Annotated in this window: 19 protein-coding genes; 14 read left to right on the forward strand and 5 right to left on the reverse strand. The window is 59.3% G+C overall.

All coding sequences use genetic code 11. The features are described from left to right. Positions 1-315 precede the first annotated feature (315 nt). The 3 genes from NQ050_RS08040 (at position 316) to amn (ending at position 4247) form a co-directional block, all read left to right on the forward strand. Complete coding sequence (locus tag NQ050_RS08040) at positions 316-1236, forward strand: Sir2 family NAD-dependent protein deacetylase (protein ID WP_257038779.1); 921 nt, start codon at positions 316-318, stop codon at positions 1234-1236. Between the two features lie 235 nt (positions 1237-1471). Continuing rightward, positions 1472-2746, forward strand: coding sequence for an ATP-binding protein (locus tag NQ050_RS08045; protein WP_257038780.1), 1275 nt, complete (start codon positions 1472-1474; stop codon positions 2744-2746). Between the two features lie 106 nt (positions 2747-2852). After that, positions 2853-4247, forward strand: a complete 1395-nt coding sequence (gene amn, locus NQ050_RS08050) for an AMP nucleosidase (protein ID WP_257038781.1) — start codon at positions 2853-2855, stop codon at positions 4245-4247. Between the two features lie 42 nt (positions 4248-4289). Here the strand turns inward: amn and NQ050_RS08055 are convergent, their stop codons facing one another. Continuing rightward, positions 4290-5129 carry a PhzF family phenazine biosynthesis protein gene (locus NQ050_RS08055; protein ID WP_257038783.1) on the reverse strand — a complete coding sequence of 280 codons (840 nt, stop codon included), beginning with the start codon at positions 5127-5129 and terminating at the stop codon, positions 4290-4292. A gap of 92 nt (positions 5130-5221) precedes the next feature. Continuing rightward, positions 5222-6583, reverse strand: a complete 1362-nt coding sequence (locus tag NQ050_RS08060; RefSeq protein WP_257038784.1) for a dicarboxylate/amino acid:cation symporter — start codon at positions 6581-6583, stop codon at positions 5222-5224. Positions 6584-6875: 292 nt separating this feature from the next. Between NQ050_RS08060 and NQ050_RS08065 the strand changes: the two genes are divergently transcribed. The 9 genes from NQ050_RS08065 to NQ050_RS08105 all read left to right on the forward strand — a co-directional run bounded on the left by NQ050_RS08065 (position 6876) and on the right by NQ050_RS08105 (position 14760). Further along, positions 6876-7910 (forward strand): iron-siderophore ABC transporter substrate-binding protein, encoded by a 1035-nt coding sequence (locus NQ050_RS08065; RefSeq protein ID WP_257038785.1) that lies wholly within the window; start codon positions 6876-6878, stop codon positions 7908-7910. Beyond that, positions 7873-8901, forward strand: coding sequence for a FecCD family ABC transporter permease (locus NQ050_RS08070; protein WP_373456430.1), 1029 nt, complete (start codon positions 7873-7875; stop codon positions 8899-8901). Before NQ050_RS08065 ends, NQ050_RS08070 begins: the two co-directional genes overlap by 38 nt. After that, complete coding sequence (locus tag NQ050_RS08075; RefSeq protein WP_257038786.1) at positions 8898-9911, forward strand: iron chelate uptake ABC transporter family permease subunit; 1014 nt, start codon at positions 8898-8900, stop codon at positions 9909-9911. The genes NQ050_RS08070 and NQ050_RS08075 overlap by 4 nt, the downstream gene beginning before the upstream one ends. Further along, positions 9912-10709: an ABC transporter ATP-binding protein gene (locus NQ050_RS08080; RefSeq protein WP_257038787.1), complete on the forward strand. Its 798-nt coding sequence runs from the start codon at positions 9912-9914 to the stop codon at positions 10707-10709. After that, complete coding sequence (locus NQ050_RS08085; RefSeq protein WP_257038788.1) at positions 10687-11529, forward strand: siderophore-interacting protein; 843 nt, start codon at positions 10687-10689, stop codon at positions 11527-11529. The genes NQ050_RS08080 and NQ050_RS08085 overlap by 23 nt, the downstream gene beginning before the upstream one ends. Positions 11530-11728: 199 nt before the next feature. Continuing rightward, positions 11729-12628: a transporter substrate-binding domain-containing protein gene (locus NQ050_RS08090; RefSeq protein WP_257038789.1), complete on the forward strand. Its 900-nt coding sequence runs from the start codon at positions 11729-11731 to the stop codon at positions 12626-12628. 8 nt (positions 12629-12636) lie between these two features. Further along, positions 12637-13296, forward strand: a complete 660-nt coding sequence (locus tag NQ050_RS08095) for an amino acid ABC transporter permease (RefSeq protein ID WP_257038790.1) — start codon at positions 12637-12639, stop codon at positions 13294-13296. Then, positions 13280-13954: an amino acid ABC transporter permease gene (locus tag NQ050_RS08100; protein WP_257038791.1), complete on the forward strand. Its 675-nt coding sequence runs from the start codon at positions 13280-13282 to the stop codon at positions 13952-13954. Before NQ050_RS08095 ends, NQ050_RS08100 begins: the two co-directional genes overlap by 17 nt. Then, positions 13954-14760 (forward strand): amino acid ABC transporter ATP-binding protein, encoded by an 807-nt coding sequence (locus tag NQ050_RS08105; RefSeq protein WP_257038792.1) that lies wholly within the window; start codon positions 13954-13956, stop codon positions 14758-14760. The genes NQ050_RS08100 and NQ050_RS08105 overlap by 1 nt, the downstream gene beginning before the upstream one ends. Positions 14761-14838: 78 nt before the next feature. Here the strand turns inward: NQ050_RS08105 and NQ050_RS08110 are convergent, their stop codons facing one another. Together NQ050_RS08110 and NQ050_RS08115 are read right to left on the reverse strand one after the other, a co-directional pair. Then, complete coding sequence (locus tag NQ050_RS08110; protein WP_257038793.1) at positions 14839-16605, reverse strand: NAD(P)-binding domain-containing protein; 1767 nt, start codon at positions 16603-16605, stop codon at positions 14839-14841. Between the two features lie 142 nt (positions 16606-16747). Then, entirely contained in the window at positions 16748-17827 is a 1080-nt protein-coding gene (locus NQ050_RS08115; RefSeq protein WP_257038795.1) for an inositol-3-phosphate synthase, read from the reverse strand. 219 nt (positions 17828-18046) lie between these two features. On the opposite strand from NQ050_RS08115, the gene NQ050_RS08120 reads away from it, so the two are divergent. Further along, the gene (locus NQ050_RS08120) at positions 18047-19465 is read left to right on the forward strand and encodes a hypothetical protein (protein WP_257038797.1); all 1419 of its coding nucleotides are present in this window, start codon (positions 18047-18049) and stop codon (positions 19463-19465) included. Here NQ050_RS08120 and NQ050_RS08125 read toward each other — a convergent pair. Continuing rightward, positions 19431-20297: a triacylglycerol lipase gene (locus NQ050_RS08125; RefSeq protein ID WP_257038798.1), complete on the reverse strand. Its 867-nt coding sequence runs from the start codon at positions 20295-20297 to the stop codon at positions 19431-19433. The two genes, NQ050_RS08120 and NQ050_RS08125, sit on opposite strands and share 35 nt — an antisense overlap. 63 nt (positions 20298-20360) lie before the next feature. Between NQ050_RS08125 and NQ050_RS08130 the strand changes: the two genes are divergently transcribed. Beyond that, the gene (locus tag NQ050_RS08130) at positions 20361-21026 is read left to right on the forward strand and encodes a DUF1801 domain-containing protein (protein ID WP_257038799.1); all 666 of its coding nucleotides are present in this window, start codon (positions 20361-20363) and stop codon (positions 21024-21026) included. Positions 21027-21049 lie beyond the last annotated feature (23 nt).

Genomic DNA, 21049 nt, shown 5'->3' on the forward strand with positions numbered 1-21049 from the left:
CGTCTGCACTCGTCGATCGGTGACGTTCCCCCGATCGAATACGAGCAGGACTACGAGGAATTCAACACCACCCGAAAAGCCCAGTAAGGCTTTTACCTGTAGTCTCCGAAAAACTCAGGCCGATTCAAAGTCGATAGGACGCGTTTTTCCCCAAATCCCGGTCCCCTATCGACCAACGCGCCGTCCTATCGACTTTAAGCCATCGACCAACGCCCAAAACGCCCCTGCGAACCGGGCCAAACCCCTGAGCACGGACACACAGCTTCGGCATGCGCCCACTTGCGCTTTGCTCACCCCGGGTAAACAATGGCCAGCATGGAAGATCCGGCCGTTGCTATGGCGCATGCCTCTGCGCTGCGCTCGATTGCGCGTGTGGTGGAGGAAAAGGTGGACCCAACGCCTGCCGACGTCGCCAAGGCCCGCATCACCGAGCAAGTAGCGCGAGGCAATGTGCTGGTGCTTTCTGGGGCGGGGGTATCCACTGACTCAGGCATCCCGGATTACCGTGGTCCGCGCGGTTCGCTTTCGCGGCATCGGCCGATGACCTACCAGGAGTTTCGCCACGATCCGGCGGCGTTGCACCGCTATTGGGCACGCAGCTTCGTCGGTTGGCGTCACATGGATGCCGCTGCCCCGAACCGTGTGCATGAGCTGTTTGCCAAGTGGGAGGTAAATGGCCTGGTCAGCGGGGTTGTTACACAGAATGTCGATGGGTTGCATCAAGCCGCCGGGTCCCGCAACGTGGTAGCGCTCCACGGCGATCTGGCTACCGTGGTGTGCTTGAATTGCGGGCGGAGGGAGGATCGGCACGCGTTTGATGCACGCCTGGAAGCGGTTAATCCTGGCTACCTCGAGTCGATTCGCGTTGAAGCGGACATGGTGAACCCGGACGGCGACGTGACCTTGAACGAATCCGACGTCTTCCGATTCAACCTTCTCGGTTGCCTCAGCTGCGGCTCACCCCTGCTCAAACCCGACGTGGTCTACTTTGGCGAGCCAGTGCCAGCCGCACGCAAAGCCCAGGTAGCGGAATTGCTAGAACAATCGCAATCCGTGTTGGTGGCGGGCAGTTCGTTGGCGGTGATGAGCGGCATGCGCATCGTATTGGATGCGATAAAGCAGGGCAAAGAGGTTGCGGTGATCAACGGAGGGCCAGGGCGTGCCGACGATCGCGTGGGCACCGTGTGGCGCACCCAGCTTCGCCCAGCGCTCGAAGCCATCGACGCGCAACTGTAGCGCTTCGACGCGCCCTTGCGCCTGCCCGAAGGCCGACGCTCCGACGCCCTGAAGCCTGCCGCAGTAGACCGAGCGAGGCCTGGTATCCGTGCCGTACCGGGGGAGTACCTTTGGTTGGGTTAGCGGTTCCTATGGGTGAGCTGAGGGTGGGATTTGTACATTAAAAAGGGTGGGATTTGTACATTAAAAAGGGTGTTATTTGCCCATTAGCGCATCTAGATAGCCATTTTTAAGTATGCTGCAAAGTGTGTCTGGAATCTACGTGCGTCGAGTGATAGATGACTTGCTTGATAACTACATTGAGCACCTCCCTGCAATTGCCATTGAAGGGCCAAAAGGTGTTGGCAAGACGGCAACGGCTTTACAGCGGGCTGCTGCCGATTTTCGCCTTGATAACCCTGGCGTCAAAGAACTACTGGAGGCAAGGCCGGAACTCATCAGTGAGAGCGAAGGGACGCTGCTGCTGGATGAATTGCAGCGATATACCCCCTCATGGGATTTGGTGCGGCGCGCTGTAGATGATGGGGCAAAGCCTGGCTCGTACCTTCTCACAGGTAGTGCGTTTCCACCGTTGGGAAGCCAAATCCATTCAGGTGCGGCGCGCATCGATACAATTCGGATGCGGCCGTTTGCCGTCCAAGAACGATCCATCGCCCAACGGTTGGTCGGCTTGATTGATTTCTTTTCTGGCAACACGGATTCAGTGCAAGCCCAAGAAATCGATGCCTCTATCGAGGATTATGCAACCGAGGTCTGCAGATCAGGACTGCCAGGGATCATGGACCTGCCGGAAATGCTCCGCACCCGGAGGCTGGATTCTTATATTCAGTTGCTTGCGACCCATGAATTTCCACAGCTGGGTCTCAATGTGCGCAACCCAGGCGCGCTAACCCGCTGGTTGCGGGCATACGCAATGGCGACCTCTCAAACAACCAGCTACACGGAGATTCTGGATTCTGCCACCCCTGGTGAGTCGGAGAAGCCTTCGCGCGGAGCTGCAGAGGCGTACCGCAACCTGCTCGAGCAGCTCATGATTTTGGAACCACTTCCGGCTTGGTCACCTGTGCAGGCAAAGTTTCCAAGGACCATAAAATCCCCGAAACACCATCTCTGCGATCCAGCGTTGGCCGCCCGCCTCCTTGGCGAAAATCCGCGCAGCCTGCTGAGTGGGGATCCAAAGCAAGCGCAATTGTTTGCGCAACTATTTGAATCCTTAGTGGTGCTGAGCGTACGAGTGGCTGCTGAAGCGCTCAATGCCAAGTGTTGGCACCTGCGCACGCAAAAGGGAGACAGGGAAGTAGACGTCGTTGTGGAAGATGAAAACCAGCGGATTGTCGGCATCGAGGTGAAGGTCTCTCCTGTGGTCAAAGATGACGACGTGAAGCACCTGCTCTGGCTGAAGGAAACAATTGGGCCAAAGTTCGCGGCTGGGGTAGTAGTGCACGCCGGGAAGCAGTTGTATCGTCGAGCCGATGGCATTTGGGTGGTTCCGCTCGCGGCGTTGCATTAGCGTCGCCGTACCCCTGGTACGAGGCCGCGGAGCCGCCACCGGGCGGGATCCACGCAGCACCATTAAGCTCGAGGAGAAAGTGAACGCGCGGGGTGAGGGAGGAATCATGGACGTTGGAACCGCAGTAGAACGATTGGTGGAGATCTACGAGGAATCCACCCAGATCGCCCGCGAGGTCTTTGAGAACGGCGACTACGCGCGCTACGCCGAGGTGGTCTACCCAAAGTTGATCGTTACGGTGAAAAGCTGGCACCCCATCGACCGCACCCAGGCCTACGGCTATGTGGATGAGGCCGGCGTCTACTCGGCGGTGCTTTCCCGCCCCAAGCTGATGCGCCAGTACCTCTTCTCCCAACTTGAGCGCCTGAGCAGCAACTATGACTGTGAAATTGAGGTTGTGCGCTCGGATGTGCGCATCCCGCCGGAATACATTGATGGCATTGAGGGCCTCACCGAGGCGCGCCGGGCAGGTGATACGGGCGAGTTCGTGCCCAGGCCCACGCTCGACGACGTGGACGACGCCATCATCGACGGCGACTGGGAAGCCTTCCACGGCCCCGAAAAACCCCTCTTCCACTTCACTCCACAGCGCTTCGACATCGCCTGCGCTCGCATCAGCCATTACACCGGCATCGCTCCCGACTCAGTCCAGCGCTACATCCTGTTCACCAACTACGCTATGCACACTCGCGAGTTCCTCCGCTTCGCTCTCGCCGAGCTGTCCCGCGAAGGCTCCAGGTATCAGGGACTCATGCTTTCCGACGGCCACCGCATTGACCGCAACGCCGCATCGGCAGCAGACGCGATTGACCTCACAACCGGCCACCAGATGCCGCGTTTGGATCTGTTGGCAGAGGACAACATGGGGATCACCATGATCAACATTGGTGTTGGCCCTTCGAACGCGAAAACTATCACTGACTGCCTGGCGGTGCTTCGCCCGGAGGCGTGGGTGATGATTGGCCACTGCGCGGGCTTGGACGGACGCATGCGAATCGGCGATCTCATCCTGGGCAACGCCTACCAGCGGGAAGACCACCTCCTGGATGGGCACATCCCCCTGGAGCTGCCGATTCCTGCCGTGCCCGAAGTGCAAAAGGCGCTGGAGAAGTCCGTGCGCACCATCTACGGCGAGGACCTGCAGCTCATGCGCACCGGCACGGTGCTCTCCACCGATGACCGGAACTGGGAATGGCACACCCCGAAGAAACTCTGGGAGTTACTGCGCGGTTCCACCGCCGCTGCGTGTGACATGGAATCGGCAACCCTCGCTGCCAACGGATATCGCTATCGCATTCCATACGGTACCTTGCTGAGCGTGTCTGACCTGCCGCTGCACGCGGTCCCTAAGCTCCCGGCAGCGGCGCAAACCTTTTATGCCAATTCAAAGGAAGCGCATGTGATGTGTGCGGTACGAGCGGTGGAGGAACTGGCCCTCGACCCGGAAAAGCTGCGCACCAGGAAGTTGCGCCGCACCATCGGCGAGGTACCCTTCCGCTAGAAACGCCTATGTTTCACGTGAAACATTGATTTTTCTGCGTGGCTAGAAGGCAACACTGCCTTCGATCAGCTTCTGGCAACGACCCCCGATCCAATACTCACCATCTTCACTGCTCACCCGCACTTCACCCCGGCGTCCCACCATGGTCCCCTGGCGCACAGTCATGGTGTCAGGAAGCCGGCCTGTGCCGCCCAACCACTTCGCAAAACCAGCGTTCAATGAGCCCGTCACCGGGTCTTCCCCGAGGCCGGGGATAAGCGCACGGACTTCGGCATCGAACGCCTCATCTTGAGCAAAGGAGAATAGGCCAATTCCCGTGCCCGCCACCTCGGCCAACAGGCCGTAATCCGGCTTCACCGTGCGCAGGGTATCCACGCCGTCAAGAAGGATGCCTAAGAACTTTGGACCGTTGACGAGCCAGTGGGCATCGTGCACCTGCGAACGATGAAGCCCTAGTCCACGCAGTGCTTGCCGAAGCTCGTCCGCCGTAGGATCCCGCTCTTCAATGAGTTCGGGGGCTTTGAACGCAAATACAGGTTCTTCATTGGCGGAATCAACGCGGACTTCTACCAGCCCGATTTCACATTCTTGAACAAGACGCTCGGCGTTGATACCCGTCTCTTGCTGGTGTGCGTATGCGGACCCAAGGGTGGGGTGTCCTGCGAAGGGCAGTTCTTCATGCGGTGTAAAGATCCGCACCCGATAGTCCGCGTCTGGGTGCGTGGGGTTCAAGAGGAATGTTGTTTCGCTGAGGTTGGTCCAGTTGGCAAAAGACTGCATCTGTTCATCGCTCAATCCATCGGCGTTGTGCACAACGGCTAGCGGATTACCGGTACAGGGGCCAGTGTGAAACACATCAACTTGGGAAAACCTGAGGCGCATAGTGGCAATGGTAGCCCTGTGACCGGCGGTGGGAGCGGTGGACGTCGGTACGAAAAAAGGCACCGCGAGTGGGTGCCTTCTTCCTGTTGCTGTTATACGCGAACGGAGGTGCGCTCGCTTACTGTGGCTACCTCGGCGGATTCATCCAAGGGGCGTTCGTTGGCCTCCCACACTGAGGCGTCCCAAATACCTGCGCGCTTTGCCACGATCAGGGCACTGAGCGACTGGCCGGTGACGTTCACGGCGGTGCGGCCCATGTCGATGATTGGCTCGATGGCAAGTAGCAGGCCTACACCCGCGAGTGGCAAACCAAGGGTGGAAAGCGTGAGCGTGAGCATCACGGTTGCGCCAGTAGTACCGGCTGTTGCTGCGGAGCCGATCACGGAAACGAAGATGATCAGCAGGTAGTGGGTGAAACTGAGGTCGATTCCGTAGAACTGTGCAACGAAGATCGCGGCGATCGCGGGGTACACCGCTGCGCAGCCATCCATCTTGGTGGTTGCACCGAGCGGGATGGCAAAGGAAGCGTATTCACGTGGAACACCCATGGATTCCGTGACGCGCTGGTTCACCGGCATGACGCCCATGGAGGAGCGGGTCACGAAGCCCAGGGAGGTCACTGGCCAAACGCGCTTGTAGAAACCAAGCACTGGGATCTTGTGTGCGGCGAGCACGGCGGGGTAGATGAGGCCAACCACAATCGCGAGGCCAACGTAAATAGCGAGCACAAACTTGCCCAAGCTGCCCAAAGCCTCCCAACCATAGGTGGAAACGGCGCGGCCGATGAGCGCTGCAGTGCCGATTGGGGCCAGGCGGATGATCCACCACAGGATCACCTGCACCACCTTCAAAACAGATTCGGCGAAAGTGATGAACGGCTCGGCGGACTTGCCGGCCTTGACCGCCGCGATGCCGAGAGCAAAGGCGATCACCAGCAGTTGCAGCACGTTGAAGCTCAAGGAGATGCTGCCGCTCTGGCTGGTGGAAGCTCCGAGACCCAAAATGTTTTGGGGCACGATCGAGTTGATGAAGCCCAGCCAAGAACCAGTGGTGGAGGGCTCCGCTGCGGTGGATGGGTCGATGCTGGTGTTCTCACCTGGGCGCATCACGAGCGCCACCACGATGCCGGCGATCACGGAGAAGAACGCCGTGATTGCGAACCACACCAGGGTGCTCACAGCAAGCTTTGCTGCGCCAGTGACCTTGCGCAGGTTGGCAACGGAAGTAATCACCGCGGCGAGGATCAGCGGCGGGATCATCACTTTCAGCAATTGGACATAGGTGGAACCAACCCAGCTCAGGATGTTCGTGAGCCAGCTTGTCTCCTCGGCGGTGTCGAGGCTCCGGGCGATCAAGCCCAGGATGAGACCCACGATGAGGCCCAGCGTCACTTGCGCGCCGAAGCCGGTGGCCCAGCCAGGCAGGCGCCTCGTGGTGGAGGTGTTGGTGGACATGTTGCTCCTTGTTCATGAGGATGCAAACAATTGCAAGACCGATCAGTCTATTTTGCCCTTGTTTGCCTTATTGTTGTTCGGCCAATTAAACACCAAGGTCAAGGAATTATTCAACTCTGGTGGTGCGGATAACATAGACCAGTTTGTCTAGAAATGTTCATGAGTGGTGCAACAAGGATGCCGCAGGGCTTATTCCCATGCGCGTGAGCTGACAACATCGCCAAAAAATTAGGGTTCCCTAAGCCCTGGGGTGATAGCGTTTCCAACGTTTGCAGAACTTGAAAGGACCCCAATGAAACTTCGTACCGGCGCACTGGCGGCCGCCCTCGCCTTGAGCTTGGCAGCCTGCACCACCGATGCTCCCCAAGAACCTGCCGCCGCGGGAACGTCGGCAAGCGATGCCTCTTTCCAGCCCGTGACCATCGAGCATGTGTACGGCGAGACCACCATTACCGAACAGCCGGAGCGCATTGCGACTGTGGCTTGGGCGAACCACGAGGTGCCGCTGGCGCTTGGCGTAGTGCCGGTGGGCATGGCCAAGGTGACCTGGGGCGATGACGATTCCGACGGCTTGCTGCCCTGGGTTTCCGAAAAGCTCGAAGAGCTCGGCGCGGGCGAGGTAGCGCTGTTTGATGAGACCGACTCCATCGACTTTGAGGCCGTTGCCGCCACCGAGCCAGACGTGATTTTTGCTTCCTACTCCGGCATCACGCAGGAGGACTACGATCAGTTGAGCAAGATCGCCCCGACCATCGCCTACCCAGAGCAAGCCTGGTCCACGCCGCTGGCGGAAAACATTGAGATCATCTCTCAGGCAATGGGCAAGGAAGCGGAAGGCAAGGCCCTGGTTGAGGACCTCAATGCCCAGGTTGCCAGCGCTTTTGCCGCGCACCCGGAGTTTGAAGGCACCAACGTGCTGTTCACGGCATTCGGCGGGGAGAGCGACCTTTCCAAGATCGGCTTCTACACCACCGCCGATCCACGCGCGGGCTTTCTCCAGCAGGCGGGCTTCGGCGTGCCCAAGACCGTGGCGCAGTACAGCGAAACCTCTGAATCCTTCTGGGAAGAGGTCTCCGCGGAGCAGCCAGAGCTGTTCGATGACGTGGATTTGATCGTGACCTACGGCTCCGATGACCCCGCCGAAAACGAAGCCCTGCTGAAGAAGCTGCAGGAAGACCCACTGTGGAGCAAGATCCCAGCCATCGCAGAGGGCAACGTGGCGTTCCTGGGCAATGGCCCGCTCGCAGCAAGCACCAACCCAACCCCACTTTCCATCCCGTGGGGCATCAATGACTACTTTGACCAGCTTGCAGAAGCGCTCAACTAGTCCCGGGCTGGGGGCGAAGCAGGCGGTCCTGCTCGTCGGGTTGCTGCTCATGCTGGCAGCGGCGCTGGCCTCGCTGATGTTCGGTGCGCGCTCAGTGCCGCCGGAAGCAGTGTGGCAGGCGCTCAGCGGACACGGCGAGACCACGGACCAAGCCGCAGTGCTCACGCGCATCCCGCGCACACTTGCCGCGCTGCTGGTGGGCGCGGCACTCGCCGTATCTGGGCTCGGAATGCAGGCCGTGACGCGCAACCCGCTGGCAGAGCCCGGAATTTTCGGCGTGCTCGCCGGCGCGAGCCTATTCGTGGTGGTGGGGATAGCCTTCTTTGACCTTTCCGGCACGCTCACCACAATGCTCGTTGCGATCTGCGGCTCAACCACAGCCGCCCTGTTTGTCTACGCGGTTGGTTCCATCGGCGGCGCCACACCGTTAAAGCTCGCGCTCGCAGGTGCAGCAACCGCCGCGGCCTTGAGTTCCATGGTCAGCGCCGTATTGCTGCCCAGAGTAGAGGTGATGGATGTGTTCCGCTTCTGGCAGATTGGCAGTGTAGGCGGCACCTCATGGGAACAACTGCGTTGGGCTGCACCTGCTGTCGCCGTGGGCATGGTCCTTGCGGCGGCGACGGTGATGGGCATGAACCTCCTCGCGCTTGGCGACGACCTGGCGGCAGGGCTCGGCGCGAGCGTGAGCGCGCAGCGCGCCCTCATCGCGGCCTCTGCTGTGATCCTGGCCGGTGCTGCTACCAGTGTGGCTGGGCCCGTGGCGTTTGTGGGGCTGATCGTTCCCCACGTGCTACGTCTGCTGATGGGGATTGATCATCGCTGGCTGCTGCCCGCATGTGCACTCTACGGGGCGGCGTTGCTCGCAGCTGCCGACGTGGTAGGACGCCTCGTGGCAAGACCCGAGGAAGTGGCTGTAGGTGTGCTGCTCCCGCTGATCGGTGCTCCGGTATTTATTTGGATTGTGCGGCGTCAAAGGGTGCGTGAGCTGTGACTCTTCGGAATCTTCGATCATTGCAGGCGGCGGCTGTGCGAAGGAACGTCAGCATCGTCGGTACGCTTCTGCTCCTGCTATTGGTGTGCTTAGCGGCTTCGTTGATGGTTGGCGAGCGCACCTACTCCCTCATGGAAGTGCTGCGGGTGCTTGCTGGTGAGCAGGTGAAATCAGCCAGCTATGCGGTGGGGGAGCTGCGGCTACCTCGCGCAATCCTTGCTGTTGTAGGCGGCAGTTGCTTTGGTATTGCGGGGCTGACGTTTCAGACGCTGCTGCGGAATCAATTGGCCTCGCCGGACATCGTGGGTATTTCCTCAGGCGCCAGCGCGTTTGGCGTGGTGGCTTTGGTGACGTTTGGTGCGGGCCAGACCGCCACTTCTCTTGCGGCGCTCGCGGGGGCTCTCATCACCGCGGCGGCGATTTACCTGCTCGCCATACGCGGCACCTTCTCTGGTACGCGGCTGATCCTCATCGGCATTGGTATTTCTTCCATGCTCATGAGCGTGGTGACCTACGTGCTTTCCCAGGCCGCGGCGTGGGATTTGGCTGCGGCTTCACGCTGGCTTACCGGCTCGATCAACGGTGCCTCATGGGATCGCGTGCTACCACTGGTGGCCACCTGGGCGGTGGGTGTGCCGGTGTTGCTGCTCGCGCGCCGTGAGTTGGCCATGCTGCAGCTCGGGCAGGATCTAGCGGCGGGCCTTGGCGTGCACACGGGCCGAGCACGGGTGGTGTTGATCGCGGCCTCCGTGACGTTGATTGCTGCTGCAACTGCCGCGTGCGGCCCGGTGAGTTTTGTGGCTTTCATGTCTGGACCCATTGCCATGCGTCTGGGAAGGCGGTGGCCGATGCTCACCGCTGCGTTGGTGGGCGCGCTGATTATGCTGCTCGCTGACTTTGCTGGCCAGCATCTTTTGGGTACGCGCTACCCGGTGGGTGTGGTCACAGGCATGCTTGGCGCACCATTTTTGCTGTACTTGCTTGTCCGTGCTCAGAAAGGGGCGGCATAAATGAATCAAGGTTTGGCGGCGCACAAGGTCACGCTTGCCTATGAGCAACGCGTGATAGCTCGCGACCTCAGCGTGGCGATCCCCGAAGGGGAGATCACCTCCATTATCGGGCCCAATGGCTGCGGGAAATCCACGTTGCTGCGGGCGCTATCCGGACTGCTGGAGCCAACGGAGGGCGAGGTCACGTTTGGTGGCGTGCCCTTGAAGCGTATTCCAAGGAAGCGTTTTGCAACCCAGGTGGGCCTATTGCCGCAGACTCCAATTGCACCTGCAGGGATTACCGTTGCCGATCTTGTGGGCCGCGGGCGTTATCCGCACCAGGGGATGTTCGGGCGCTGGGCGCAAGAGGATTACGAGGCCGTGGCGCACGCACTGGAGGTGACGCAGCTCAGCGGGCTTGCTGAGCGTGTGGTTGATGAACTTTCAGGTGGGCAGCGCCAACGCGTGTGGGTGGCCATGGCATTGGCGCAGCGTGCGGGCACGTTGCTGTTGGATGAGCCCACCACCTATTTGGATGTGGCAAACCAGCTCGAGGTGCTGGATCTACTCGTTGAGCTGGAGGGCACCACGATTGCCATGGTGCTGCATGATATGAACCTGGCTGCCCGCTACAGCAGCCACATCATCGCTATGAAAAACGGTGCGATCGTTGCCCAAGGCTCGCCCGAAGCGGTGGTCACGGAGGCCATCATGGGGGAAGTGTTTGGTATTCGTTGCCGTGTTGAAATAGATCCTGTGACCGCTTCGCCGGTTGTTCACCCTTATGGAAGGCATCATGTATCTCCCAATGCTCGCTGAAGTCCGAGAAGTTGAATCTCTGAGTCCACACCTTGTCCGCGTTGTGTTCGGCGGTGAAGCTTTGCAGCAGTGCACGCCCGCTGACCCGGTGTTTGACCAGCGGATTAAGTTCATCTTTGGCCTGGACCCCCGCACGGATCTGGGTGCGGACTGGTACGCCGGGTGGCAGGAGCTAGGACAAGGTGTGATGCGCACTTACACCATCCGCGAGGTGAGCTGGCGCAACGGGGAACAGCAGATTGCGGTGGATTTTGTGTTGCACCCGGGTGGGCCCGCGGCGCAGTGGGCGCAAGAGGTTGCCGTCGGTGATGAACTTTTGTTTGTGGGCCCCACTATCCCTGGTGACTGGGGCGTGGATTTTCTTCCCGGTGCGGCGCGCAATGTGGTGCTTGCCGGCGACGAAACCGCCCTCCCCGCCATCGCCTCCATCCTGAGCGGATTGGGTGAAGAGTTTAGTGGCCGTGCATTTATTGAGGTTCCTACAGCGCAAGATGTGCTTTCCGACGTGCGCCACCCGAACTTTGAGGTGCGGTGGCTGGCGCGCGAAGGCGCCACACATGGCGAGTTGCTCACCCAGGAAATGCTGGGGGAGAGCGTGGAGGTTGGGGATGAGCCGGAAACGCTTGTGTGGGAAACGCCGACTTTTTCCACCGAGGGGGCTGAACTGGAAGACCGCGACCCGAACGCGCAGATGTATTACTGGATCGCCGGGGAGTCCAAGATGGTCACTGGCATCCGCAGGGTTTTAGTGCGTGAGCGGGAAGTACCGAGGTCGCAGGTGTCCTTTATGGGCTACTGGCGGCAGGGGAAGGCGAGCTAGAGAAAAGGGCGATGTTTCACGTGAAACATCGCCCTTTCTTACGTGTGGGTTCGACGTGATGCATTTCATTCAAGAAAAGTATTAAAAAGTAGACAGAGCTGTATATGCTGAGCGAACAGGCTAGTACGGCTTGGCTGTAAAAGTGGTGTTCACATGTCCCATGAACACCTCCGCTGTCCCAGAACAAAGGATTAGAAATATGCTTAGCGCATTGTCCCGCCGCGACTCGCGGATCTCAGTCTTTATCATCGCATTGCTTTCCGTTCTCAGTTTGCTTCTGCTTTCGGCGTGCTCCAGCAGCTCTTCTGAATCCACCGCGGCTTCCGGTGAGGCCACTGACTCCGCAGCGACCTTCCGCACCCTTGATGAGATCAAGGAGTCCGGCGTGATCAAGATCGGTGTGTTCTCTGATAAGGCACCGTTTGGTTCAGTGGATGCGAACGGAGAATATGCTGGCTACGACATCGAATACGCTCACCGAATCGCCCAGGATCTTGGCGTTGAAGTTGAGTTTGTTCCCGTTGAGGCCGCGGCCCGCGTGGAATTTGTAGATACCGGCAAAGTAGACCTCATTCTGGCAAACTTCACCGTCACTGAAGAGCGCGCCCAAAAGGTTGATTTTGCAAATCCTTACCTCAAGGTTTCTCTGGGTGTAGTTTCTCCGGACAATGCACCAATCAACGCTGAGGCCGACCTCGAGGGCAACACCGTGCTCGTGGTGAAGGGCACCACCGCCGAGGCATACCTGGAGCAGGAGCACCCAGAGCTGGAGCTGCAGAAATACGAGCAGTACACCGAGGTTACCAACGCGCTGATCGACGGCCGTGGCGCCGCATGGGTCACCGACAACACCGAAGCCCTTGCGTGGGCGGCACAGACCGAAGGCTTCAGCGCAACCATCACCTCTCTTGGTAATCCAGATACCATTGCCGCCGCTGTGGCAAAGGGCAACACCACCCTGTTGGATTGGCTCAATGAGCAGCTGGTTACCTTGGATGCAGAGAAGTTCTTCTTCGACGACTTTGAGAAGACCCTGCGCCCTGTCTACGGCGACGACATTGCACCGGAGGAGCTCGTGTTCTCCGCTGAAGAGCGCTAAATCCCCCTATGGACACATCGGTTGTTGTAGACAACCTTCCGGTCTACGCTGAGGCGGCAGTTCTCACTGTGAGAGTTGCCGCCAAAGGCATTCTGGTTGCGTTTCTTGTGGGCCTCGTGTGCGCCACAATCAAACTGTTCCGTATTCCAGTGCTACGCCAGATCGTTGCTGCCTACATTGAGCTCTCCCGCAATACGCCGCTGTTGGTGCAGTTGTTCTTCCTTTATTTCGGTCTGCCCAAAATTGGTTTGACCATGAGTTCGGAAACCTGCGCGGTGGTGGGCCTTGCGTTTCTTGGCGGCAGCTACATGGCGGAGGCGATTCGCACGGGTTTGGAAGCAGTGGAGCCAATTCAGATGCAGTCTGCCGTTTCTTTGGGAATGTCTCGTGGGGAAGCGTTGCGTCACGTGATTTTGCCGCAGGCATTTACCATCGCGCTTCCCGCCATCACAGCGAACGTGATCTTTTTGATCAAGGAAACCTCGGTGGTGAGCGTGGTTGCTCTACCGGACTTGGTGTATGCGGCAAAGGAACAGATCGGCCAGAGCTATGAGACGAGGGAAGCCCTGTTCCTCCTGGTCACCTTCTATCTGATTATCCTGTTGCCAGTTTCTCTGGGTGCGGGTTGGCTGGAGAGGAAGGTGCGAAGCAGTGTTTTCGGATCTTGAGATTTTGTTCCAAGGGCGAAACTTCATTCGCCTGTTGGAGGGGCTTTGGGTCTCTGTGCAGATCGCGCTTTCCTCGATGGTGCTCTCCATCGTCTTCGGCACGATCCTGGGGGTAATAATGACCTCCAGCAACCGCGTGATTACTGTACTCACGCAGGCTTATCTGCAGTTTGTCCGTATCATGCCGCAGTTGGTGCTGCTCTTCTTGGTGTACTTTGATCTGACTCGGGGTTTCGGCATCAATTTGGATTCCAAGGTGGCTGCGGTCATTGTGTTCACCATCTGGGGCACCGCGGAAATGGGAGACCTAGTTCGTGGCGCAATAAAGGCCACTCCGCAGCATCAATACCAAAGCGCCGCGGCCCTGGGCATTGAGGGCGTAAATCTGTATCGCTATGTTGTGTTGCCCCAGGCTGTGCGCGGCCTGATTCCGCTGACCATCAATCTCACAAACCGCATGATCATGACCACTTCTTTGGTGGTGCTGATTGGTGTGGTGGAGGTCCTGAAGGTAGCACAGCAGATTATTGATGCAAACCGTTTTGACTATCCAGGTGCCGCGTTGTGGATTTATGGTGTGGTGTTCTTGCTGTATTTCCTGGTGTGTTTCCCAATTTCCCTGGCGTCCCGCAAACTCGAACAAAGGTGGCAAGCATAATGAGTGACCTCACTGATGTGGCACATATCCCTACCGACGTCCACGCACAAGGCACGCCGCTCATTTCCCTTCGCGGTGTGGAAAAGATCTACCCAGGTGGGTTCCAGGCCCTTCACGGTATTGACCTTGACGTGGCACCAGGGGAGGTGATCGCGATTGTCGGACCTTCCGGTTGCGGCAAGTCCACGCTGCTGAAAACGGTGAACGGTTTGGAAAGCATCCAGGGCGGCCAGATTTTGCTTGACGGCACGGTGATTTCCGCCGGTGACCCGAAGGCAGTGAAGACCAAGTGGAAGGACGTGCGCACGCAGGTGGGCATGGTATTCCAAAACTACGAGCTTTTTCCTCACCTCAGCGTCCTGAAAAATCTTCTGCTTGGCCCCAAGGTTGTTCAAGGGGCGAACATGAAGGAAGCGGAACAACGCGCCTTGGCACTGCTCGAACGGGTGGGTTTGGGGCACAAGGCACAAGCGAAGCCCCGTGAGCTCTCTGGTGGACAGAAACAGCGGGTAGCCATTGTGCGGGCGTTGATGATGCAGCCAAAGGCGTTGCTCTTCGATGAGATCACCGCGAGCTTGGACCCCGAGATTGTGCGCGAGGTCTTGGATGTGGTGATGAACCTGGCCAAGGAGGGCATGACCATGCTTGTGGTGACCCACGAAATGCCTTTTGCACGTGCGGTAGCTGATCGCGTGGTGTTCATGGACGCGGGCCGCATTGTGGAGGTTGCTCCGCCGCAGCAATTCTTCACAAACCCCAGCTCCGCCCGAGCTCAATCCTTCTTGGACACCTTCGTGTTTGAATGAGCGTACCGACGCCCAAGGCGGCAGGGGTTCGGGCGGGCTAATAAAGGGCGATGTTTCACGTGAAACATCGCCCTTTTGTTAGCCCTGGTGGTGCACTTCAGCGAGCTTGTGTACTGGTGTGTCCAAGCCCTCATAGCGAGCTTTGAGCTGGAGCGCGAGGTAGCGTGAGTAGTGGCGGGATTGGTGTAGGTTTCCGCCATGCAGCCACAATTGCTCCACCTGCGTTGGCTTCCACATGTTGCGTAGCTCGCCCTCCCACGGGCCGGGGTCTTTGGTGGTGTCTGAGCCCAAGCCCCAGACCAGGCCCAAGGTCGCGGCAGTTTCAGGGTTGATGAGTTGCGCAACCCAGCCGCTCATGGAGCCATAGCCGGTGGCCAAAATGATCGTTTCTGCGGGAATCTCGGTTCCATCCGTGAGAATCACCGAACGCTCCTTGACCTCCTGGATGCTCACGTTGGAGTACACGGGGATGGAGCCATCTGCTACCAGTTCCGAGGCGCCAACGTTGATGTAGTAGCCAGAGCCACGGCGCAGATACTTCATGAAGAGACCGGAATCGTCGTCACCGAAGTCCAGGAGGAAGCCCGCTTCTTCCAGCTTGTCGTAGAAGTCTTTGTCGCGGACCCTGATGCGATCAAAAACCTCCTTCTGCACCTCAGGGAGCACTTTGTAGGGGATGGAGGCAAACAGGAGATCGGCGGAGTCGGTGTCGAGGCCCGCCTCCACGGCGTCCTCGGAGTACAGCGGCCCAAAGACCTCTTCCATGAGGGTGTCTGATTGGACAATATGGGTGGAGGAACGCTGCACCATCACGGGCTTTGCACCATTTGCATACAGGTCCGCCGCAATGTCGTGTGCCGAGTTGTTCGCACCGAGGATGACCACGTGCTTGCCTGCGTCGGCACTGCCTCCTGGGTGCTCGCTGGAATGGCGGATCTCGCCTGCGAAGGTGTCTTGGCCGGGGAGCGTGGGTTTGTTGGGAACGCCGCTCATGCCGGTTGCAAAGACGAGTTGGGTGGGGCGGAGCGTGAGCTCTTCGCCCGCGCGATTCACGCGTACTTCCCAGGTGCCGTCGGTGAAGCGCGCGTTGAGGCACTCGGTCTGGGTCCAGTAGTCCAGGTCCATGATGCCTACGTAGTGCTCGAGCCAGTCGCCCATTTGGTCCTTCGGGGTGAACACGGGCCAGTGGTCGGGGAATGGCAGGTAGGGGAGGTGGTCGTACCAGACGGGGTCGTGGAGGCACAGGGAGTGGTAGCGGCCGCGCCATTGGTCGCCGGGACGCTCGGCCTTGTCGATCACCAGAGTTGGCACGCCTTGGCGCTTGAGGCGCGCGGCGAGTGCGATGCCACCCTGGCCACCGCCGATGATCAGCACATATGGCTGCTCGGTAATGCCGAGTGCGGCGCGCCGCTTCGCACGGCGGTCTGCCCAATTTTCGCCGTCGCCTGCTTGGCCGTGGATTGCGCCGCGTGGACGATTCCTGCCGCTTGGCTCCGGGAAGTCCACAAGGTCGCGTGCAGAGGTGAGTAGGGTCCAGCACTTGCCATTGCGCAGGCGTGCGATCGCCTTGGCGTTGAAGACCGGGGTGGTGAAGTCAAAATGGACGCGGGTGACGCCACCTGGCTCCTCCGCGGTATCCGTGATCACCGAGTGTTGGATGGGTGCATCCATGTGAGCGAGCAGCTCCGCGATTTCCTGTGTTCCCTCCGCAGTGTGCAGATTCCACGTTTGGGTGAGGAAATCCCGCCAAAAACCGCCGGCCTCAAACACTGCTTCGATCTGTTCGGCTGTTGGATCCGAGGTTTGGGTGAGTGCGCTGAAGTCCTGTAACCATTGCTCAGACATGTGGCTCCTTATGGAAACGTAGGTAGCAATTGTGATGCAGGTTACATGAAATTGTTCCGCAATGGTTTGTTTTATAAAAGTATTTTTCCACCCCAAGTAAAAAGGCGATGTTTCACGTGAAACATCGCCCAAATGCCCAGAATTACCCCTGGATAAATTCCTCCAGTGCCGCCCGTGCCGCCTCATCCCGCATTTGCTGCGGCGGTGATTTCATCAGATAGGCCGAGGCCGGAAGCACTGGGCCGCCGAGCCCGCGATCGAGTGCGATCTTTGCCGCCCTGAGCGCGTCGATAATGATGCCTGCGGAGTTGGGGGAGTCCCACACCTCGAGCTTGTACTCCAGGTTGAGCGGGACATCGCCGAATGCGCGCCCTTCGAGGCGGACGTAGGCCCATTTGCGGTCGTCGAGCCAGCCGACGTAGTCGGAGGGGCCAATGTGAACGTTGCGGTCCTCAATTTCCTGGTCCAAGTTGGAGGTCACGGCCTGCGTCTTGGAGATCTTCTTTGATTCAAGACGCTCGCGCTCAAGCATGTTCTTGAAATCCATGTTGCCGCCCACATTGAGCTGCATCGTGCGGTCCACGGTGACCCCGCGGTCCTCAAACAACTTGGCGAGCACGCGGTGGGTGATGGTGGCGCCTACTTGGCTCTTGATGTCGTCGCCAACAATGGGCACGCCCGCAGCTTCAAACTTGGCGGCCCACTCGGGGTCGGAAGCGATGAACACTGGCAGGGCGTTGACGAATGCCACACCGGCATCGATCGCGCACTGAGCATAGAACTTGTCTGCTTCCTCAGATCCCACAGGAAGGTAGGAAATGAGTACATCTACCTGCGCATCTTTGAGTGCTTTCACGACGTCCACCGGCTCGGCGGAAGACTCCTCAATGGTCTGCAGGTAGTACTTGCCCAGCCCATCCAGCGTGGGGCCTCGCTGTACGCTCACCCCGGTGGTGGGGACGTCGCAGATCTTGATGGTGTTGTTTTCAGAGGCGTTAATGGCCTCAGAAAGATCCAAGCCCACTTTGGCGGCGTCTACGTCAAAGGCAGCAACAAACTCGATGTCGCCCACATGGTAGTCACCGAACTGCACATGCATGAGTCCCGGCACTAAGGTTTCCGGGCTTGCGTCCTTGTAATAGTGCACGCCTTGCACCAGTGAGCTGGCGCAGTTGCCCACGCCTGCGATTGCTACGCGAATTTTCCCAGCCATTTGCCTCATCTTTCTGGTTGATGGAACGTTCCACAGCGTAGGCGCGAACATCAGCCATGACCTCACAGCAGCACAAGACAGTGGATCGCTTCAGATTCTCTGATGTGGCAAAAGAACTGCAGGCAAAGCAGTACGAGTAGCCCTTATTGGGGGTAGGGAAGAGTAGGCGTGTCCGGGGGTCTCGGTAGTGTCCGTGCACGCAAGCCCCTCCACAAAAAGGACCCACATATGTTCAGCACTGCACTGCCGCGTGGCATCGCCTGCACGCTGGTTGCTGCTTTTACCGCTGCCCTCGCCGCCTGCACCCCCTCGGGAAGCGATGAGCCACAGGCCGCGCTCGAGCACACCCAATTCTTTAGCCCTCAAGAAACCCCTGCTCTGATCACGTTGGCTTCCAGCATGTTGCCGAAGGAACATAAACCCTCCGCAGTGCTGGTTGCGCAGCAAGACCGGGCGGTAGCTGCCGCGGCCCAGGCAATTGCTGAGGGGATGCCTTTGCTCGTGGATCCAACCCCGGAAGATGCACAGGCGCTTGCAGCTGAACTTGGGGTAAGCCTGGAAACATACTCCGAAAACACGGGCCAGACCACCAACCAGCCGGATCCCGATCCGGACCCGCTCACCGTCACCCCTTCCTTCCGGCAGGAACAGGACTTCGCGGTGCTCGCTACGCCGGAGACCCCGCTGGAGCAGCTCGCTAGCGTCCGGGCACTGGGCCTCGATGTGGAGGTGGTGAATGACCCAAGGGAAAGCCAGCGGGTGATGGCCAATCCTGAGGCACCTGCACTGGTGCTCACCGACCAAGCACAGGGCACCTTTGCGCAAGCCTTGGCGCTAGCCGGAGCAGGCGAGGTGCCTGGTGGCGGAGGCGTGGTATTCCCGGGACGGCGGATGGTGGCCCTTTATGGCCACCCTTCCGGACCAGCGCTGGGCGTACTAGGCGAGCAGGGTCCGCAAGAGGCGGTGCAAAGAGTCCAAGAACTGGTGGAACAGTACAAGGACGCGGCCCCCGAGGAACATATCTTGCCGGCTTTTGAAATCATTGCCACCGTTGCTACCGCAGGCGCCGGGCCTGACGGGGACTACTCCAATGAAACTGCCGTGGAGGACCTGCGCCCGTATGTGGACGCTATCGGTCGCGCCGGGGGTTACGCCATCTTGGATTTGCAGCCTGGCCAGGCAAGGTTCCTTGACCAAGCGAAGCGTTATGAGGAGCTGCTGGCGCTGCCGCACGTCGGCTTGGCCTTGGACCCTGAGTGGAGGATCCAGCCGCACGAAAAACCCATGCAGCGCATCGGTAGCGTGGATGCCGCAGAGGTCAATGAGGTAGCAACGTGGCTCGCGGACTTCACAAAAGAGCACAACCTGCCTCAGAAAGTGCTGGTGGTACACCAATTCCAACTGGGCATGCTGGAGCGCCGCGAAGCCATTGACACCTCACGCCCTGAACTGGCGTGGGTGCTGCACGCGGACGGCCACGGCAATCCCGGCGACAAGCTGGGCACCTGGGACACCTTGCGTCAAGACCTTCAGCCGGGGTTCTTCCTCGCGTGGAAGAACTTTATTGATGAGGACACGCCTACCTTCAGCCCGGCGCAAACCTACAGCGAAGTCACTCCTCGTCCGTGGTTTGTGAGCTATCAATAGGAGGCAGCCCAGGATTCACTCGGTCAATTTCCTCCAGTACGAGAGCGCGCACGCGTTTGTCGCGGGGCATGTCTTCGTGGAGAACCAGGGCGCGGCGGTCGATGTCCTGGATGAACATGTTGCGCACGCCCTCGCCCTCCAAAAAGCAGGATTCCACCGGGGAAATGAGGGAGTCGGCATGGGTGGCAATGCAGGTGTAATACACCCCGGGCAGCGTCTCTCCGTGCTCGTTGAGCTGAGCAATCACGGAGGATTCCTCCAACATGTCCGGTCCCGCAGGCCCGAAAAATCCCTGGATCATGTTCCCCATCAACGCCTGTGCGCGTTGGGTACGCAGTAAAGACGCCGCCACGCCGCCGCTGGTAGTGCCATGGTTTGGCGTGGAAAGGCAGATCAATTGATGGGTTTTGTCTCCTCCGCCGAGCAGTTGCATCCAATAACGCGCCAACACCCCACCCTGGGAATGGCCAACCAACACCACCTTCTCTGCGCCGGTGACGGTGAGCACGGCGTGGATGTAGGCGCTGATTTGGTTGGCAGACTCCACCACGGGGGCCGTTGCACGCAGCCCAAAGTCAGGGGCAAACACGGCGTAGCCCGCGGTGCGTAGGTCTGCGCCCAATTCCATCCAGTCGCCTTTGGTCACCCCTGTGCCGTGAATCAGGATCACAGGGTGGGGGTGTGCTTTCGTGGGGCGCACGCGCCAGTCGTCCTCAAAAATTCTCCTGGAAGGAATGCGTGCTGAAAGCGGTAGTTCGGCCAGCTTGTTGATCACTGTGTATTCCAAGGCCTCGGCTGGAAGTGGGTCGCCTTGCGAGCGGTTTTCCTCCATTGCACCTTCCTCCCTCTCGCTTCAGGGCACCCAGTTTATAGAAAGGTCTATACACTCTCCGACATGAGCATTGAAAGCCGCACTGCGCTGGATTCGATTAAGGGCGTAGGCGCGCCAGCCCGCGGCGCGCTCGTCGCCGCGGGCTACACCTGTCTGGAGCAGCTCGACGGTGTGCAGTACGAACAATTGTTGGCACTGCATGGCGTCGGAAAGCGTGGTCTGGAACGTTTGCACGCTGCACTGGGGGAGCGCGGAATGGGGCTCGCCGGTGAGGTCCCCAAGCCGGAGCCGTTGGGGCACAAAGTCACCCGCGGGCATACGGGCGAGGTGGCAAAAGACATCAAAACCCGCCCCACTGAGGAATCCCCGGCGGATCATGTGGCTGCACTGCCTTGGGAGCGCAGAGTCCATGAGGGGAAGATGCTGCTGGAATTGTTTGAGCGCGCCACCGGGGAACCGGCTGTGATGTGGGGCACCGGGATGGTGGGTTTTGGGGCGACGCACTATGAGTCCACGTCGGGGCGCCACGGCGACTGGTTCCTGGTGGGGTTCCGGCTGGCCAAGGCCAAGATTTCGCTCTACGGGCTGAAGGATTTTCCCGACCTGTTGGAGAAAATGGGCAAGCATTCCACTGGGGTGAGCTGCGTGTATGTGAACAAGTTGGAGGACATTTCCCTGGAGGTGCTGGAGGAGCTTGTTCGCAGGGAGGCCAGCCGCGAACTCAAATAGCAGTTGCAAGACTCCCACCAAAA

It is taken from the genome of Corynebacterium sp. 122RC1 (assembly GCF_024580955.1).
GTDB lineage: Bacteria > Actinomycetota > Actinomycetes > Mycobacteriales > Mycobacteriaceae > Corynebacterium > Corynebacterium kozikiae.

Bases quoted from the DNA above. Each gene is read 5' to 3' on its own strand.
- NQ050_RS08040 (WP_257038779.1), top strand. From the start codon at position 316: ATGGAAGATCCGGCCGTTGCTATGGCGCATGCCTCTGCGCTGCGCTCG.
- NQ050_RS08045 (WP_257038780.1), top strand. From the start codon at position 1,472: ATGCTGCAAAGTGTGTCTGGAATCTACGTGCGTCGAGTGATAGATGAC.
- amn (WP_257038781.1), top strand. From the start codon at position 2,853: ATGGACGTTGGAACCGCAGTAGAACGATTGGTGGAGATCTACGAGGAA.
- NQ050_RS08055 (WP_257038783.1), bottom strand. From the start codon at position 5,129: ATGCGCCTCAGGTTTTCCCAAGTTGATGTGTTTCACACTGGCCCCTGT.
- NQ050_RS08060 (WP_257038784.1), bottom strand. From the start codon at position 6,583: ATGTCCACCAACACCTCCACCACGAGGCGCCTGCCTGGCTGGGCCACC.
- NQ050_RS08065 (WP_257038785.1), top strand. From the start codon at position 6,876: ATGAAACTTCGTACCGGCGCACTGGCGGCCGCCCTCGCCTTGAGCTTG.
- NQ050_RS08070 (WP_373456430.1), top strand. From the start codon at position 7,873: ATGACTACTTTGACCAGCTTGCAGAAGCGCTCAACTAGTCCCGGGCTG.
- NQ050_RS08080 (WP_257038787.1), top strand. From the start codon at position 9,912: ATGAATCAAGGTTTGGCGGCGCACAAGGTCACGCTTGCCTATGAGCAA.
- NQ050_RS08085 (WP_257038788.1), top strand. From the start codon at position 10,687: ATGTATCTCCCAATGCTCGCTGAAGTCCGAGAAGTTGAATCTCTGAGT.
- NQ050_RS08090 (WP_257038789.1), top strand. From the start codon at position 11,729: ATGCTTAGCGCATTGTCCCGCCGCGACTCGCGGATCTCAGTCTTTATC.
- NQ050_RS08095 (WP_257038790.1), top strand. From the start codon at position 12,637: ATGGACACATCGGTTGTTGTAGACAACCTTCCGGTCTACGCTGAGGCG.
- NQ050_RS08105 (WP_257038792.1), top strand. From the start codon at position 13,954: ATGAGTGACCTCACTGATGTGGCACATATCCCTACCGACGTCCACGCA.
- NQ050_RS08110 (WP_257038793.1), bottom strand. From the start codon at position 16,605: ATGTCTGAGCAATGGTTACAGGACTTCAGCGCACTCACCCAAACCTCG.
- NQ050_RS08115 (WP_257038795.1), bottom strand. From the start codon at position 17,827: ATGAGGCAAATGGCTGGGAAAATTCGCGTAGCAATCGCAGGCGTGGGC.
- NQ050_RS08120 (WP_257038797.1), top strand. From the start codon at position 18,047: ATGTTCAGCACTGCACTGCCGCGTGGCATCGCCTGCACGCTGGTTGCT.
- NQ050_RS08125 (WP_257038798.1), bottom strand. From the start codon at position 20,297: ATGGAGGAAAACCGCTCGCAAGGCGACCCACTTCCAGCCGAGGCCTTG.
- NQ050_RS08130 (WP_257038799.1), top strand. From the start codon at position 20,361: ATGAGCATTGAAAGCCGCACTGCGCTGGATTCGATTAAGGGCGTAGGC.